The 15,211-nt window shown below is 69.2% G+C and carries 17 protein-coding genes; 2 read left to right on the top strand and 15 right to left on the bottom strand.

Features of this window, described 5'->3' with window-relative positions:
- Positions 1 to 651, bottom strand: coding sequence for a hypothetical protein (locus tag V6D00_01575; protein HEY9897845.1), 651 nt, complete (start codon positions 649 to 651; stop codon positions 1 to 3).
- 151 nt (positions 652 to 802) lie between these two features.
- Here V6D00_01575 and V6D00_01570 point away from each other — a divergent pair, with 151 nt between their 5' ends.
- A complete protein-coding gene (locus V6D00_01570; protein ID HEY9897844.1) occupies positions 803 to 1,354 on the top strand; it encodes a hypothetical protein in 552 nt (183 codons plus the stop codon).
- Positions 1,355 to 1,439: 85 nt separating this feature from the next.
- Here V6D00_01570 and V6D00_01565 read toward each other — a convergent pair whose 3' ends face one another.
- The 7 genes from V6D00_01565 to V6D00_01535 form a co-directional block, all read right to left on the bottom strand.
- Entirely contained in the window at positions 1,440 to 2,222 is a 783-nt protein-coding gene (locus V6D00_01565) for a type II CAAX endopeptidase family protein (protein ID HEY9897843.1), read from the bottom strand.
- 1 nt (position 2,223) lies between these two features.
- Positions 2,224 to 3,168: a phosphonate ABC transporter, permease protein PhnE gene (gene phnE, locus V6D00_01560; GenBank protein ID HEY9897842.1), complete on the bottom strand. Its 945-nt coding sequence runs from the start codon at positions 3,166 to 3,168 to the stop codon at positions 2,224 to 2,226.
- A gap of 7 nt (positions 3,169 to 3,175) precedes the next feature.
- Positions 3,176 to 3,973, bottom strand: a complete 798-nt coding sequence (gene phnC, locus V6D00_01555; GenBank protein HEY9897841.1) for a phosphonate ABC transporter ATP-binding protein — start codon at positions 3,971 to 3,973, stop codon at positions 3,176 to 3,178.
- Positions 3,974 to 3,991: 18 nt separating this feature from the next.
- Entirely contained in the window at positions 3,992 to 4,897 is a 906-nt protein-coding gene (locus tag V6D00_01550) for a phosphate/phosphite/phosphonate ABC transporter substrate-binding protein (protein ID HEY9897840.1), read from the bottom strand.
- 99 nt (positions 4,898 to 4,996) lie between these two features.
- Positions 4,997 to 6,238, bottom strand: a complete 1,242-nt coding sequence (locus V6D00_01545) for a S8 family serine peptidase (GenBank protein ID HEY9897839.1) — start codon at positions 6,236 to 6,238, stop codon at positions 4,997 to 4,999.
- A gap of 153 nt (positions 6,239 to 6,391) precedes the next feature.
- Complete coding sequence (gene thrC / locus V6D00_01540; protein HEY9897838.1) at positions 6,392 to 7,477, bottom strand: threonine synthase; 1,086 nt, start codon at positions 7,475 to 7,477, stop codon at positions 6,392 to 6,394.
- Positions 7,467 to 8,747: a homoserine dehydrogenase gene (locus V6D00_01535; protein HEY9897837.1), complete on the bottom strand. Its 1,281-nt coding sequence runs from the start codon at positions 8,745 to 8,747 to the stop codon at positions 7,467 to 7,469. Before V6D00_01535 ends, thrC begins: the two co-directional genes overlap by 11 nt.
- Positions 8,748 to 8,986: 239 nt before the next feature.
- Between V6D00_01535 and V6D00_01530 the strand changes: the two genes are divergently transcribed.
- The gene (locus tag V6D00_01530) at positions 8,987 to 9,700 is read left to right on the top strand and encodes a hypothetical protein (protein ID HEY9897836.1); all 714 of its coding nucleotides are present in this window, start codon (positions 8,987 to 8,989) and stop codon (positions 9,698 to 9,700) included.
- 18 nt (positions 9,701 to 9,718) lie between these two features.
- On the opposite strand, the gene tatC is transcribed toward V6D00_01530, so the two are convergent.
- From tatC to V6D00_01495, 7 genes are all read right to left on the bottom strand, one after another.
- Entirely contained in the window at positions 9,719 to 10,459 is a 741-nt protein-coding gene (gene tatC, locus V6D00_01525; GenBank protein HEY9897835.1) for a twin-arginine translocase subunit TatC, read from the bottom strand.
- Between the two features lie 61 nt (positions 10,460 to 10,520).
- Positions 10,521 to 11,075: a ribosome-associated translation inhibitor RaiA gene (gene raiA, locus V6D00_01520; GenBank protein ID HEY9897834.1), complete on the bottom strand. Its 555-nt coding sequence runs from the start codon at positions 11,073 to 11,075 to the stop codon at positions 10,521 to 10,523.
- Between the two features lie 11 nt (positions 11,076 to 11,086).
- A complete protein-coding gene (locus tag V6D00_01515; GenBank protein ID HEY9897833.1) occupies positions 11,087 to 12,019 on the bottom strand; it encodes a PHP domain-containing protein in 933 nt (310 codons plus the stop codon).
- Between the two features lie 99 nt (positions 12,020 to 12,118).
- Positions 12,119 to 12,379, bottom strand: a complete 261-nt coding sequence (locus tag V6D00_01510; protein HEY9897832.1) for a stage V sporulation protein S — start codon at positions 12,377 to 12,379, stop codon at positions 12,119 to 12,121.
- 51 nt (positions 12,380 to 12,430) lie between these two features.
- Positions 12,431 to 13,225, bottom strand: a complete 795-nt coding sequence (locus tag V6D00_01505) for a TIGR00282 family metallophosphoesterase (GenBank protein ID HEY9897831.1) — start codon at positions 13,223 to 13,225, stop codon at positions 12,431 to 12,433.
- 64 nt (positions 13,226 to 13,289) lie between these two features.
- A complete protein-coding gene (gene rny, locus V6D00_01500; GenBank protein HEY9897830.1) occupies positions 13,290 to 14,843 on the bottom strand; it encodes a ribonuclease Y in 1,554 nt (517 codons plus the stop codon).
- Positions 14,844 to 14,935: 92 nt separating this feature from the next.
- Positions 14,936 to 15,211, bottom strand: a 276-nt coding sequence (locus V6D00_01495; protein ID HEY9897829.1) for a DNA recombination/repair protein RecA, incomplete at its 5' end; no start/stop codon positions are given.

The raw sequence follows: 15,211 nt of genomic DNA, 5'->3' as shown, positions 1-15,211 counted from the left end.
TCAGTCCTCGGCCGGGGCCCCGACCTCGGGCCGGAACTTCCAGACGAAATCAGCCACGCCGGGTGCTCCGCCGATCCTCAGGGTGAGCGAGCGGGTCCGGCCATCGAAGAGAGGCCCCTTGAGCGTGTCCTTGGTGGGGAACCAGACCCGGAACGAGCCGGTCCAGGCGTCCGCGTCGAAGCCCTGCTGGACGTCGCCCAGGAAGAGGGGCCCCCAAGAGCGGCCGTGGTCGTCCAGGAGGGTGAAGGTCCAGCCCACCTTCGGGTTGGTGACGCGCTGCGGCTGATAGAGCTTGTCGAAGCGCCAGGAGACCTCGAAGGGGAGGCGATCGCCGCGCGGCCCGTACAGGCCCTCCCACAGCCCCTGATCGAAGGCGTCCGCGACCTCGCGCCCCTCCTTGCCGGCCTGCGCCGCGAGCCAGTGGGCCCCGAGCGACGGATCGAGCATGGTCACCGTCGCCTCGCTGCGCACCCCCAGGGCCTCGGTCCGGGTCCACTCGGCGCGCTGCGCCTCGTAGCGCGCGGCATCGCCGCGCGAGCCGGGGAAGGAGGCGTCACGCGAGCGATCCATGATGCGGAACCCGGGGGCGCAGGCGGTCGCGAGCGCCGCCAGGAGGGCCAGGGCCACGGCTAGACGGATAAGGCGGGGCAACGAGATCTCCTTTGTGGATGGTCGCGCCGACGGGTGATCCCAGTATACCGCAGCGATAGAGCATGCGATGCGCGCGCGAACGGCCTGCACTACCATAAGCGCCACGCTCCTCCGGGAGCAGGAGGCTCACCCTCATACGGGGAGGTGGCTCATGGCATGGCGACATCGGGGAATCTTGGCGGCACTCGCGTTGACGCTGGGACTGCTGGGTGCGGGCGGGGCCGACGCCCGCGTCGGAGACACGGTGGAGAACTTCGAGGCGGGCCCCATGGTGACCGGCGGCCAGGTCGCCTTCCTGGAGCCCTTCACGCTCAAGAACAAGGCGCTGAGCGGCGTCACCTACCGCGCCACCAGCACCTACAAGAAGGCATGCCAGGTCATGCTGGTGGTGAAGGGCGGCAAGATCGAAAGCGAGATCTTCGCGATCCCCGTGGTCGGCGACCCGGAGGTGCTCAAGGCGGAGCGCGAGCTGCTGGACAGCTTCCTGGTGCAGTCGGGCATCCCCGCCAAGTACCATGCCGCGATCCGCGAGCACATGGTCGCGGCCATGGACAACACCCCGGCCCCGCGCAAGATGGGGACGCACATGGTGCAGGCGCTGATGATCCCGGCCGAGGTGCCGCTCCTGGTCATCGCCGTGGCCAAGGACAGCGCGACCCTGCCCTTCCCGAAGCCCGCGATCCAGCCGCAGGCCGAACAATAGCGCCCGCGGCTGAGTCGGAGGAACTTGCTTGTATCCCCCCACCCCCAGCCCCGCCCCACCGGGGGCGGGGGAGGGGTGGGGGGATCTAATCCAAGTTCCTTAAGGCCAGGTACCCTAGGCCCCCGAACACCAGCACGCCCACCGGTAGCACCCAGGCGATGTTCGCCGCCCAGTAGGCCTCGGGGACCAGGTTCGCCTGCAAGAGCGCAAGGGTATTGTTGGTGGCGTGGGCGGCGACGGTGCCCACCATCGAGCCCGTGCGATGCCGCACCCACGACAGCCAGATGCCGAGGATCACGTAGGTCGGGATGCCCGCGGGCAGGAAGTGCATGAGGGCGAAGATCCCAGCCGTCAGCAGGATCCCCCAGCCGAGGCCCAGCCGCGGCACCAGGGCCGACTGGATGTAGCCCCGCGTGACCATCTCCTCGGCGAAGGCGGGCACGAAGGCCACGGCCACCAGCATGAACACCCACTGAGCGGGCGTGTGGGCCCGGATCAGGTCGGTGACGTCCTCGGGGTACGGCAGGCCAGTCGCCTGGGCGAACCAGCCCTGCATGTAGGTGATGACGAGCGCGAGCCCGAAGGTGGCCCCCACGACGAGCAAGACGCGCCACCACGCCACCGGGCGAAAGGGGAAGGCCCCCCGGAGATCGACCTTGCCCAGCTTGCATGCAAGCAGCGCGGGCCCCAGCACCCCGACCAGCTCGATCGGGAAGAAGCCGGTCAGGGAGATGAGCCGCTCGTTGCCCCGCAGGGCGGGGATGAAGAGGGGGCCCACGATCCCCCACAGCACGGCGGTCGCGAAGAAGGCGATCAGCGTGACGGGGACGAGCCAGAGAACCGAGCGAGCTAAAGGAGCCGGCTTCAAGCTAGATCACGATCTTGCGCAGGCGCGCCGAGGTGTAGTCCACCAGCATGACCAGCACGATCAGGACCAGGACCGTGGTCGCCGCCTGCGGGTACTGGAAGAGGCTGAAGTCGCTCTTCATGATGAAGCCGATGCCGCCCGCGCCGATGAGGCCCAGCACCGCGGCCGCGCGGATGTTGGTCTCGAAGCGGTAGAGCACCGACGAGATGAAGCCGGGCATCACCTGGGGCACCACCGCGAAGGCGAGCACCTGCACGTAGCGCGCCCCGGTGGCCTGGATCGCCTCCACCACGCCGCCGTCGATGTTCTCCACCTCCTCGGCGAAGAGCTTGATCAGCACCGTCGCCGTGTGGAAGGCCAGGGCCATGGTGCCGGTGAAGGGCCCCAGGCCGATGGCCGTGATGAGCACCAGGCCGACGGCGAAGTCGGGGATGGTCCGCAGGAAGTTCACGGCGAGCTTGACCGCGTGATAGACGTAGGGGTGCGGGCTGGTGTTGCGCGCCGCCAGGAAGCAGAGGGGGAAGGCGAAGAGCACCGCCAGGAAGGTCCCCGCGAAGGCCATCTGGATGGTCTGGATGGTCGCCCCGAGCACCGTCTGGGGGAAGGTGTTGGCCCACCAGCGGTCCTTGATCTCGGCCTGCTCGGGCGTCAGGACCGAGGGCGCCAGGAGCTGCGCGGGCGTGACCTCGCTCGGCAGGGCGTAGCGCCCGGGGTCGGTGATGGTCGAGAGGTCGGGCGGCAGGCTCTGCTGGACCCACTCCACCATCTTGGGCGTGCCCTCGACGAGCTCCTTGAGGTTGAACTGCACCCCGGCGAAGGCCCAGACCAGCAAGAGGACCATGAGGGCGCCGAGGGCCCACGGCGTCCTGGCGCGCCTGGGGCGCTCGGGGAACCGGGTGGGGACGTGGGGCTTGAGGGGATCCAGGGGCTTGGTATAGGAGCGCATCATGGCCTCACACGGGTTGGAGCTGGGCAGTGCCGCGGCTGTAGATCTGCTGGACCGCCTTGTCGTCCAGCTGGTCGGGGGCTCCGTCGAAGATCACCCGGCCGCCGTGGAAGCCGATCATCCGGTCGCCGTAGGCCCGCGCCAGCTCGAGCACGTGCAGGCTCACCATGACCGTGAGCCCGTCCTCGGCCGCCACGCGCTTGAGGATGTCGAGGATCTGCCTGGCGAGCTTGGGGTCCAAGGAGGCGACGGGCTCGTCGGCCAGGATCACGGTGGGGCGCTGCATCAGGGCGCGAGCGATCGCCACCCGCTGCTGCTGGCCGCCCGAGAGGGCGTCCGCGCGCTTGTAGGCATGGTCGAGCAGGCCGACGCGCTCGAGGTTGTAGAGGGCGCGATCGCGCTCGGCGCTCGAGAAGAGGCGCAGCATGCCGGGCAGCACCCCGGCGTAGCCGAGGCTGCCCGCGAGCACGTTGTCGATCACCGACAGGCGCTTGATCAGGTTGAAGTGCTGGAAGATCATCCCGACCTTGCGGCGCCAGAGGCGAAGCTCGTGGGAGCTGGCGCGGGCCAGGTCGAGCTCGCCGGTGCCGTCGGGCGAGATGAGGTCGCGCGGGATGAGGATCCGGCCCTCGGTGGGCTCGATCAGGCGGTTGAGGCAGCGCAGGAAGGTCGATTTCCCCGCCCCCGAGAGGCCGAGAATCACCGAGAATTCGCCGGGCTTGAAGGTCAAGCTCACGTCGTGGAGGACGGTGGGGCCGTTGGAGTAGGCCTTCTTGAGCCCCTGGACTTGGAGGAAGTGGTCCACGCTTTGGTTCCTGGCTTTCTACCGACTCTTGAACCCCACGCGGTCGAACACCTCGCGTACCGGGGCGTACTCGGCCGGCGTGGCGGCCTTGAAGCCGTCGATGTGGTAGATCTTCTTGAGCTGCGCTCGCCCCTGAGGCGAGGCGCTGATCTTGAGCATGGCCGCGCGGATGCGCGCCACCCACTCGGGGTCGAGATCGGCGGCCACCGCGATGTTGTCGGCGGGCACCGGTCGCGAGTAAGCCACCACCTGGATCTGCTCGCGCTGCTTGGGATCCTTGAGGAACTCGTCCCAGGCGCCGTGATGGCCGGTGGTGTCGTTGGCGAAGGTCGCCCCGGCGTCCACCTGGCGCCTGAGGACGGCGAGCACCGTCGCGTCGTGGCCGCCCGCGTAGACCACCCGCTTGAAGTCGCGCTCGGGGTTGAGGCCCTCGTCGAGGAGCATGACCTTGGGGTAGAGCGAGCCCGACAGCGAGGCCGGGTCCACGAAGGCGAAGGTCTTGCCCTTGAGGTCCTTGATGGACTTGATGCCCGTGGCCTTGTGGGTGATGATCGCCGTGTAGAAGACGTCCTTGCCGCCCCGCACGACCTTGAGGATCACCTTGGCCTTGGCCTGGCGCTCGGCGAGCACGTAGGCGCCGGGGGCGAAGAAGGCCACGTCCAGGCGCTTGGCCCGCATGGCCTCGATGACCCCGGTGTAGTCGGTCGCCACGAAGGGGACCACGTCCATGCCGAGCTCCTTGCGCATCATGGCCACGATGGGCTGCGCGTTGCGCATGACTTCCTGGACGTTCTCGGAAGGGACGAAGCCCATCCGCAGGACGCGGGGCTTGTACGCCTCGGCCGGTTGGGGGTGCGCAACCAGGGCGATCGCTGCAGCCAGCGCCATGCCGAGACCCAGCAGCGGACGGAGCGGGAAAGTCAAACGAAGCCTCCTCTGCGGCAGGTGAATCGCCGGGGAAAGGGCAGCAATAGTATACCCGATAGGCTGGCGTTCAAACAGCACGCCGCGCCCGTCGAGCCGCTACTGCAGGGCACGCGCCGCGTTCACGCGCCCGTTGCCGAAGTGAGGGTCGAAGGCCGACAGGCCCCCCACCTTGTCCGCCGCCCCCTCCAGCTTCGCCTTGAGCTTTTCGGGGGTCATCGACTTCCCGAAGCGCGCGCGCATGAGAGCAGCCAGGCCCGCCACCGCCGGCGTCGCCATCGAGGTCCCGTCGAGGACCGCGTAGTTGAGCCCGAAGCCGTACTCGTTGAGGGTGACCCTGTAGGTCGGGAAGGTCGAGAGGATCTGGACGCCGGGGGCCGCCACCGAGATCCAGTCGCCGTGCTGGGAGAAGTCCGCCGCCTGATCCTTGGCGTTGGTGGCCCCGACCGCGATCACGCCGGGATAGGCCGCGGGGAAGGCCTTCTCGCCACTGCCGTCGTTGCCCATGGCGGAGATCACCGGCACGCCCTTCCTGAGAGCGGCCGTGACCGCGGCGGCAAGGGTCTTGTTCTCGCCGGGGCCGCCGAGGCTGAGGCTGATCACGTCGGCGCCGTGCTTGACGGCCCACGAGATCCCCCGCGCCACGTAGGCGTCGGATCCCGCCCCGTCGGCGGCGAGGACCTTGATGGGCATGATCTTGGCTTCCGGGGCGATGCCCGCCATGCCCTGGCCGTTGTTGACCGCGGCGGCCGCGACCCCGGCGCAGTGCGTCCCGTGGCCGTGATCGTCCTTGACGTCGCTCTTGCGCGTGATGGCGTTGAAGCCCTCGACCACCCGGCCCGCGAACTCGGGGTGGGTGGTGTCGAGGCCCGTGTCCAGCACGGCGATGACCATGCCGCTCCCCTTGCTGGTGCGCCAGGCCTGCGGGGCCTGCACGACCTGGGGGGCGTACTGCTGGGCGTAGAGGGAATCGTTAGGGACCCCCTCGTCGCGCGAGGGAAGATCGAAGGCCTTCACCCGGTACGAGGGCTCGGCGTACTCGACGTCCGGGTTGGCCTGCAAGGTCGCGAGGGTCTTTGCGAGCTGGTTCGCCGGGACCGAGTACAGCTGGACCCCCAGATCCTCGATGTCCCCGAGCGAGCGTCCCACGGGCGAGCGGAAGGCCCGACCCTCCCTGGGCTTCACGAGCAGCTGGGCCTCGCCGTCGACACCGAACACCACGGCCTTGCCCGCACCCGCGGCGTCGCCGGTCGGGACCGGCCCCACCCCGGCGCAGCCGAGCACGCTCACGGCCGCCGCCATGACCGCGGCGGTCGTCAGAGAGTGAAGGGGCTTGGCCATGAGGTCCTCCTCGGGGATCGAGCGGCATCATTGACGATCGATAACGGTCTAATAATCAGGATTTAAACCATAACACCGGCGCGAAAGCCGCCACAAGGAAACCAAGCAAGATTTTGCCGAGTCTTAATCCAAACTAAACGGACTTAATCGAAGCTAAACAAAGCCCATTGCGGCGAGCACCGCTTCCTCGTCGGCCTCGACCGCGACGGGGGCCTGGTCGATCCCGCGCATGGCCGTGTCCGGATCCTTGAGGCCGTTGCCCGTCAGCACGCACGCGACGCGCTCGTCGCCGGCGAAGAAGCCCTCGCGCGCGAGCTTGACGACGCCGGCCACCGAGGCCGCCGAGGCCGGCTCGCAGAAGACGCCCTCCAGGCGGCCGAGCATGCGGTAGGCCTCGAGGATCTCGTCGTCGGTCACGTCCCGGACGAGGCCCCTCGATTCCGCGACGGCCGCCAGGGCCCCCTGCCAGCTCGCGGGGTTGCCGATGCGGATGGCGGTCGCGACGGTCTCGGGGTGCTCGACGGGGCGCCCCCGGACGATGGGCGCCGCCCCCGAGGCCTGGAAGCCCAGCATGCGAGGAGTCGAGGCGGCCCTGCCGGCAGCGTGGTACTCCCTGAACCCCTTCCAGTAGGCCGTGATGTTGCCGGCGTTGCCCACCGGGATGGAGAGCATGTCGGGGGCCTCGCCCAGCTGGTCGCACAGCTCGAAGGCGGCGGTCTTCTGGCCCTCGATCCGGAAGGGGTTGACGCTGTTGACCAGCGTCACCGGGTGGCGCGCCGAGATGGCGCGCACCAGGGAAAGCGCCGCGTCGAAGTTGCCCCTGACGGGGATGACGCGCGCCCCGTAGTGGATGCCCTGGGCGAGCTTGCCGAGGGCCACGTAGCCGTCGGGCACCAGCATGTAGCAGCGCATGCCGGCGCGCGCGGCGTAGGCCGCCATCGCCGCCGAGGTGTTGCCCGTCGAGGCGCAGATCAGCGCCTCGGCGCCCGCCTCCTTTGCCTTGGTGACGGCCATGGTCATGCCGCGGTCCTTGAAGGAGCCGGTCGGGTTCGCCCCCTCCAGCTTGGCGTAGAGGCGAAGCTCCGGCAGGCCGATGGCCCTGGCCAGGTTCTCCAGCCGCACCAGGGGCGTCCAGCCCTCGTTGAGGGTCACCACGGGCGTCTCGGGCCCGACCGGCAGGAAGTCCCGGTAGCTCTCGATCAGGCCGGGCCAGGCGCGGCCCTTCCGCTCAGCGTCCATTCGCATCCTCCTCCACCCGGATCAGCGCCGCCACCTCCTTGAGGGCCGGCAGGGCCTCGACCTGGGCGAGCGCGTCCCTGAAGGCCTGCTCACGCACCGCGTGCGTGACGAAGACCAGCTCGGCCAGGCCGTCGCGCACCTCCTTCTGGACGAAGAAGCGAATGGAGACGCCCCGCGCCCCGAACAGGGAGCCGACCGCCCCGAGCACCCCGGGCAAATCCTCGGTCAAAAGCCGCAGGTAGTAGGCCGTCTCGATCTCGCCGATGGGCACGACCTGGGCCTCGCCGGCGGCGCACCCGTCCATCAGGCGGCTCGGCGGCGAGGCGCTCTCGATGGCCTCGACCAGGTTCAGGACGTCGCTCACGACCGCGCTCGCGGTGGGCAGCGAGCCCGCCCCGGGGCCCGAGAAGGTGACCTCGCCGACCGCGTCGCCCACCACCGTGACGGCGTTGGTGACCCCGTCGATCCGCGCGAGGGGATGCGAGAGCGGGATCATGGCGGGATGCAGGCGGGCCTCGAGGCGATCGCCCGCCCGGCGAGCGATGCCGAGCAGCTTGACCGCGTAGCCCAGCTCCCGGGCGTAGGCGAGGTCCCTGGGGGTCAGGCGCTCGATGCCCTCCCGGTGAACCGTCTCCAGGGATACGAAGGCCCCCGAGAGGATGGAGGCCAGGATGGCGAGCTTGTGGGCCGCGTCGTGGCCCGCCACGTCAGCGGTCGGGTCGGCCTCGGCGTAGCCCAGGCGCTGGGCCTCGGCGAGGGCGTCGGCGAAGGTATCGCCCTCCTGGGCCATGCGGGTGAGGATGTAGTTGGTGGTGCCGTTGATGATGCCGCTGATGCGCTGGACGGCGTTGGCGGCGAGGCCTCGCTTGAGGGGCATGATGACGGGGATGCCGCCGCCGACCGCCGCCTCGAAGTAGACCTCGACGCCGGCGTTACGGGCGGCCTCGACGATCTCGCGCCCGTGATGGGCGAGCAAGGCCTTGTTCGCGGTGACGACGTGCTTGCCGTTGCGGATGGCGCGCAGGACGAGCGATCGCGCGGGCTCAAGCCCCCCCATGACCTCGATCACGACGCGGACGTCGGGGTGATCGACGACCGCCTGCGAATCGGTGGTGACCAGGGAGGGCTCGAGGCCGCGATCGCGCCCCGGGTCGCGCACGGCGACCGCCACGAGGTGCAGCTCAGGCCGATTCGCCAGGAGGCGCACCACCCCCTGCCCGACCACCCCGCACCCGAGCAAACCGATCCCTATCGAGCGAGCTTCCCTCACGCAATCCCCTTCTCTCAACCTCGGCGAATGGCAATCCGCCACCGGAAATTTCATACCCGGCAGCGGATCCAGTTCACCAGCCTCGTCGAGGCCCGCGCTTACCGCAAGAGGCGCTAGGCCCCCTTGCCTGCGGCACGAGGGGGTTGCCCCGGACGGCCGCGTGACGGCGAGCAGGAGCGCGATGGTGCAGGCCGTGAACGAAGCGTACGAGTTCGGGCGCGGCGGGTATAATCCCTACCATGGACACCACGACGCCGCCGTTCGCATCTCACCCCGACTACCCCCGGCTCATGACGCGCCTGCGCGAGGAGCTGGAGCTGGGCAACCATTACCTGGCCGGCATGGCCTTCGCCATCGTCGAGATCGAGGACGCCATCCCCCTGCAGGCGCAGGAGGCCGAGACCATGCGCGAGCGGCTGCTCAAGCGCGCCCAGACGGCCACCGAGCGCTCCATCCGCCTCGAGCGAGGGCCCCGGCGCAAGGTCGCCGACTTCGCCATGCGCTTCGACCGGTTCATCGTGCTCAGCCTCGGCTCGGTCGACAAGGGCAGCCTCAAGGTGCCGCTCGCGCGCATCGCCCACCAGATGCGCAACGAGTTCTACGCGACCCAGGGCCTGCAGAACCTCAACCTGCGCCGGACCCTCACCATCGGCGTCGCCCACTGGATCCCCGCCGTCGGCTTCATCACCGAGCAGGCCATGATGGCCAAGGCCTGGCAGGCCTTCCTCGGCGCCAGGGCCGAGCGCAGCGACCTGGACGCCTACCGGTACCTCGGCCTCTCGGCCTCCAACCTCGACGTCATCCGGCTCGGCATCTTCGACTGGGAGCAGTCCAGGCCCGCGGCCAAGCCCCAGGCCAAGCCGCAGACCGGCGCGCTGAGCGCACGGCCGGCGGTCGTCGCCAGGACGGCCGCCGACAAGCCCGAGAAAAAGGGCTGGCAGTTCTGGAAGTGATCGGGCGGCGCCTGGATCCTACTTGCCCGTGAGCCGGATGAGCCAGACGCTCAGCTCGTAGAGCAGCACCAGGGCGAGCGCCAGCATCAGCTGGCTGAAGATGTCCGCCGAGGGGGTGATGACCGCCCCGATGGCGAGCGCGAGCACGATCGCCACCTTGCGAAACCTGGCGAGCATCGCCGACGAGACCACCCCGATCCAGGCGAGCGCCAGGAGCACGAGCGGCAGCTCGAAGATGAAGCCCGAAGCGAAGAGCAGCGAGGCCGCAAAGCCCAGGTAGGTCCCGATCGAGAGCATCGGGGCCACGGTGGAGGGCGCGAACCCCAAAAGGAAGTGCAGGCCCGCCGGCAAGAGGGCGTAGTAGGCGAAGGCCCCGCCCGCGGTGAAGAGCAGGAACGAGCCCGCCACCACGGGAAGCACCCAGCGCCGCTCGGTCGGGGTGAGCCCCGGGGCCACGAAGGCCACCAGCTGGTAGAGGATCACCGGCAGGGCCAGGTAGAGGCCGGCGAAGAAGGCGACCTTGAGGCTGGCCATGAAGTACTCGGCCGGCGAGGTGAAGATGAAGCGGGTGTCGCCGGCGGGCACCGAGAGCCAGGCCATGAGGAGGCGGCTGTAGACGAAGGCGAGACCGAAGCCCGCGGCGAGGGCGGCGAGCGACTTGACGATGCGCCAGCGCAGCTCTTCGAGGTGCTCGACGAAGGTCATCTCGCCGGCGAGGCGATCGCGCATGGCGATCTGATCGTGCTCGGGGGTGGACAAGGGCGGCCTCTGAAAAATCGAACGGGGCCGGCGCAAGCGCCGGCCCCGAAGTGGTGATGGACTAGGCGGTCGGCTCGATGAGGCCGTAGTTGCCGTCCTTGCGGTGGTAGATCACGTTCACCTGGCTGGTGAACTGGTTGATGAACATGAAGAAGTTGTGACCCAACAGCTCCATCTGGACCGCCGCGTCGTCCGGCGACATGGCGAGAACCGGGAAGGACTTGGTGCGAACGATCTCGCGCTCGACCTCCTCGACCGCCTCGACCATGGGCTCGGCGGCAACCGCCGTGGCCGTCTTCTGACGGTTGTGGCGATCGTGGCCCTGGAGCTTCTGGCGGTAGCGGCGGATCTGACGCTCCAGCTTGTCCGCGACCAGGTCGAGCGAGGCATACATGCTCTCGGTGCTGACCTCGGCGCGGATCACCGTGCCCTTGGCGAACAGGGTGACCTCGACGATCTGGTTCTCGGGCACGCTCGGGTTCTTGTTGACCGAGAGCTCGACCTGGGTTTCGATGACCCCATCCACGTTGCGGACGACCCGGCCGACCTTCTTGTCGGCGTAGTCGCGCAGCGCGTCCGTCACCTCGACGTGGTGTCCTTTGATCACGAGTTCCATAAGCCACTCCCTCATTGAGACTGGGACCGTTGCTTGATGGTCCCATTATAGAAGCTTTCCCGCAAAGGTCCAGCGTAGTTTGCCGAAACCTCCCCGGTGCTTCTCGGACGACGCGCGCCAAGCGCGGCCAGCCAGGAGTAGGGGACGCTCAGGTCCCCGATGCGGCTCGGATGGCCGGGTCTCGGACCGTGGTCGTCCGAGCCCCCCGTCACCAGCAGGCCATTCTCGGCCGCCAGCCGCGCGTAGTGCGCGCGCAGCATCGAGGTGGCCGACGGGTGAATCACCTCCAGCGCGTCCAGGCCGCAGGCGACCAGATAGGCGAGCAGCGTCTCGCCCTTCGCGTCCGGCTCGCTCAAAGGGACGCTGCGCGGGTGGGCGAGCGAGGCGACGCCGCCGGCCGCATGGATCAAGGCGATCGCCTCCTTGGGATCCATGCCGCCGCGCGGCACGAACGTCGGGCAGCCGGGGTTCAGGTAGCGGTCGAAGGCCTGCTGCTCGGTGCCGCAGGCGCCCGCCTCCACCAGGGCGCGGGCCACGTGCGGACGCCCGATCGCCCCATCCCCCGCGTGGCGCTGGACCGCGTCGAGGCCGAGGCGGATGCCGTGCGCCGCGAACTTCGCGACGAACGCGGCCGCCCGCTGCTCGCGCTCGCGCCGCGCTCGCGCCATGGCCTCCTGCCAGCCGGGAGCCCGGGGATCGACGAAGTAGCCGAGAATGTGCAGCTCGGTGTCGCCGCGCATCGCCGTGACCTCGACCCCCGGGACCACCTCCAGCTTGAGGCCGCGCTCCGCGACCGCGGCCATCGCCTCGGCGACGGCGTCGGTGTTGTCGTGGTCGGTCACGGCGATCGCCGAGAGCCCCGCGCGCGCGGCCGCCAGGACGAGGGCCTCGGGACTGAGGCGCCCGTCGGAGCAGGTGGTATGGAGGTGCAGATCGGCCTTCATGGGCTCCCCTTCCACGCTGGGTCGTGCGGGATCGCGACTATTCTAAGCGAAACCGGGCCCGGGCCAAAGGCCCGAGCCTGAGAAGGGCAGGGAAGCTCCCTAGCGAGGTTCGACGATCAGCTTGATGGCGGTGCGCTCCTCGCCCTCGATGACGATGTCGATGAAGGCGGGGATGCAGACCAGGTCCATGCCGCCGGGGGCCACGTAGCCCCGGGCGATGGCGACCGCCTTGATCGCCTGGTTGAGGGCCCCGGCCCCGATGGCCTGCATCTCGGCCCGGCCCTGCTCGCGAAGGGCGCCGGCCAGAGCACCCGCCACGGCGCTGGGGTTGGACTTGGCGGAAACCTTGAAAACCTCCACGTTCGATCCTCCCGATGATGAGGCCCCGGGGGCCGACGATGAGGAGTGACGCTAGCGGTAGTGGATGCGCTGGATCGAGAGCGTGCGTCCGGTCTGGGGATCGATCGAGAGCCACACGGCCGAGAAGACCCCTTCCCCCTCCTGGACTTCGAAGCGAACCGGCAAGTGCTGGCGCATGCGCTTCAGCGCCAGCTCCGGCCGGATCCCGAGGATGGAGTCGCGGGGCCCGGTCATTCCCGCATCCGTAATATACCCGGTTCCGCGCGGAAAAATTTGCTCGTCGGCGGTCTGAACGTGAGTGTGAGTGCCGATCACGGCGCTCACCTGACCATCGAGCATGAAGGCCATGCCGAGCTTCTCGGAGGAGGCCTCGGCGTGCATGTCCACGATGATGACCTTGGCCTGGGTCTTGAGCTTCTTCAGCTCGCGCTCGGCCGTCTGGAACGGGCAGTCCCCGACGTTGATGAAGGCCCGCCCCATCAGCTGCATGACGGCGACCGGGGTGCCGGCGACCGTGACCAGGGTGGACCCGCGCCCGGGGGTGCCGGGGGGGTAGTTGGCGGGCCGCACGACGCGATCGGCGTCGTCGATGTAGTCGAAGATCTCCTTCTTGTCCCAGGCGTGGTTGCCGAGGGTGATGACGTCGACCCCGGCGTCGCGCAGCAGGTGGTAGGTCTTCTCCTGGAGGCCGAAGCCGCCCGAGGCGTTCTCACCGTTCGCGATCACCAGATCGACCGGGAGCTGCTTGCGAAGGCGAGGCAGGCCCTTGAGGATGGCCTGATGGCCTGGATGCCCCACCACGTCCCCGATGACGACCACGTGGAGGGCACTCGGATGCGCCGACATGAAGGCGTTCCATTTCTAACTCGTTCGCCCCGGGCGCGCTCGCCCGGGGAGCGGGATCCCGTGTTTACTTGGCGAACTCGGTCGAACGGGTCTCCCGGATGACCGTGACTTTGATCATGCCAGGATACTCCATTTCGCTCTGGATGCGCGACGCCATCTCGCGCGCGATCTTGTGGGCCATGACGTCGTCGACCACCTCGGGCTGGACCATCACCCGGATCTCGCGGCCCGCCTGGATGGCGAAGGTGCGCTCGACGCCGGGAAAGGAGCTCGCGATCTCCTCGAGCTTCTGGAGGCGCTTGACGTAGATGTCGATGTTCTCGCGCCTGGCCCCGGGGCGCGCCGCGGAGATCGCGTCGGCCAGAAGGCAGATGACCGCCTCGACGGTGGCGGGCTCCTCGTCGTTGTGGTGCGCCCGGATGGCGTGCACCACCGCGGGGTTCTCACCGTACTTGGCCGCCATGGCGGCGCCGTTCACGGCGTGGGAGCCCTCCATCTCGTGGCTCACGGCCTTGCCCAGGTCGTGCATGAGCGCCGCGCGCTTGGCGACCTGCACGTTGGCTCCCAGCTCCTCGGCGATCATGGTCGCGATGTAGCAGACCTCCTTGGAGTGGGCGAGCACGTTCTGGCCGTAGGAGGTGCGGTAGCGCAGGCGGCCGAGGATCTTGACCAGCTCGGGGTGCACCCCCTGGACCCCGACCTCCAGGAGGGCGGCCTCGCCGTCCTCCTTCATCTGGGCCTCCACGTCGCGGCGGGCCTTCTCGACCTGCTCCTCGATGCGCTGGGGGTGGATGCGGCCGTCGGCGATGAGGGCCTCCAGGGCCCGGCGGGCGATCTCGCGGCGCACCGGGTCGAAGCTGGACAGGACGACCGCCTCGGGGGTGTCGTCGACGATCAGGTCGATGCCGGTCGCGCTCTCCAGGGCGCGGATGTTGCGGCCCTCGCGCCCGATGATGCGGCCCTTCATGTCGTCGGAGGGGAGGGTGACGACCGAGACGGTGCCCTCCACGCAGTGATCCACCGCGCAGCGCTGGATGGCGGTGGTGACGATCTCGCGGGCCTTCTTGTCGGCGATGGCGCGGGCCTCCTGCTCGGCCTGCTTGATCATCAGGGCCGACTCCCGCTCAAGCTCGTGCTCGAGCTTGGTCAAGAGCAGCTTCCTGGCGTCCTCGGCGCCGAGCGCAGCCACGCGCTGCAGCTCGAGAAGCTGGCTCTCGCGCAAGCGCTCGGCCTCCTCTTGCAGCGCCAGGAGCTCGCGCTCGCGCGCGAACAGCTCCTCGCCCTTGCGCGAGACGGCCTCGGCCCTGGCATCGAGGGTCTCTTCCTTCTGGCGGGCGCGGCTCTCGCGGCGCGAGACCTCGGCCTGCTGCTCCTTGAGCTCGCGCTCGGCATCGCGCCTGAGGCGCAGCGCCTCGTCCCTGGCTTCGAGGATGAGGGCCTTGTGCTGGTTCTGCGCGTCGGCGTCGGCCTTGGCGACGAGCTCCCTGGCGCGGACCTCGGCCTCGGCCAGGGCCTTGTCGACCGCCTCGCGCCTTTTGCTGGCGGCGTGGAACAGACCGCCGGCAACCGCGAGACCGGCGAGCGCAAGCAGCAGCAAGATCGCGTCGAGTGCGACCATGGCCGCCCCTCTCTTTCTAGTTTCGTGCGCGGCCCGTCTCTCGGCGAGCCGCGCGAAGCGGCATCTAAGGCTATCTTAGCCGATCACGACGCTCAGCGGACACCCGCGAGCTCGGGCTCCTGGGCGCCGAAGACCTTGGCGCGCACCAGGCCCTCGATCTCGGCGAAGAGCTCGGGGTTCGCCTGGAGGAAGGCCTTGGCGCCGTCGCGGCCCTGGCCGATCTTGCCGTCGCCGTAGCTGAACCACGAGCCGCTCTTCTTGACGATCTCGTGCTCGACGGCCATGTCCAGCACGCAGCCCTCGCGGCTGACGCCCTCGCCGAACATCAGGTCGAACTCGCCGACCCGGAAGGGGGGGCTGACCTTGTT

It is taken from the genome of Pantanalinema sp. (assembly GCA_036704125.1).
GTDB lineage: Bacteria > Cyanobacteriota > Sericytochromatia > S15B-MN24 > UBA4093 > JAGIBK01.
This window is presented reverse-complemented; position numbering and strand designations above follow the sequence as displayed.

Excerpts from the sequence above, each read along its gene's own strand:
- V6D00_01570 (HEY9897844.1), top strand. The coding sequence starts at position 803 with ATGGCATGGCGACATCGGGGAATCTTGGCGGCACTCGCGTTGACGCTG.
- phnE (HEY9897842.1), bottom strand. The coding sequence starts at position 3,168 with ATGCGCTCCTATACCAAGCCCCTGGATCCCCTCAAGCCCCACGTCCCC.
- V6D00_01545 (HEY9897839.1), bottom strand. The coding sequence starts at position 6,238 with ATGGCCAAGCCCCTTCACTCTCTGACGACCGCCGCGGTCATGGCGGCG.
- thrC (HEY9897838.1), bottom strand. The coding sequence starts at position 7,477 with ATGGACGCTGAGCGGAAGGGCCGCGCCTGGCCCGGCCTGATCGAGAGC.
- V6D00_01530 (HEY9897836.1), top strand. The coding sequence starts at position 8,987 with ATGGACACCACGACGCCGCCGTTCGCATCTCACCCCGACTACCCCCGG.
- raiA (HEY9897834.1), bottom strand. The coding sequence starts at position 11,075 with ATGGAACTCGTGATCAAAGGACACCACGTCGAGGTGACGGACGCGCTG.
- V6D00_01515 (HEY9897833.1), bottom strand. The coding sequence starts at position 12,019 with ATGAAGGCCGATCTGCACCTCCATACCACCTGCTCCGACGGGCGCCTC.
- V6D00_01505 (HEY9897831.1), bottom strand. The coding sequence starts at position 13,225 with ATGTCGGCGCATCCGAGTGCCCTCCACGTGGTCGTCATCGGGGACGTG.
- rny (HEY9897830.1), bottom strand. The coding sequence starts at position 14,843 with ATGGTCGCACTCGACGCGATCTTGCTGCTGCTTGCGCTCGCCGGTCTC.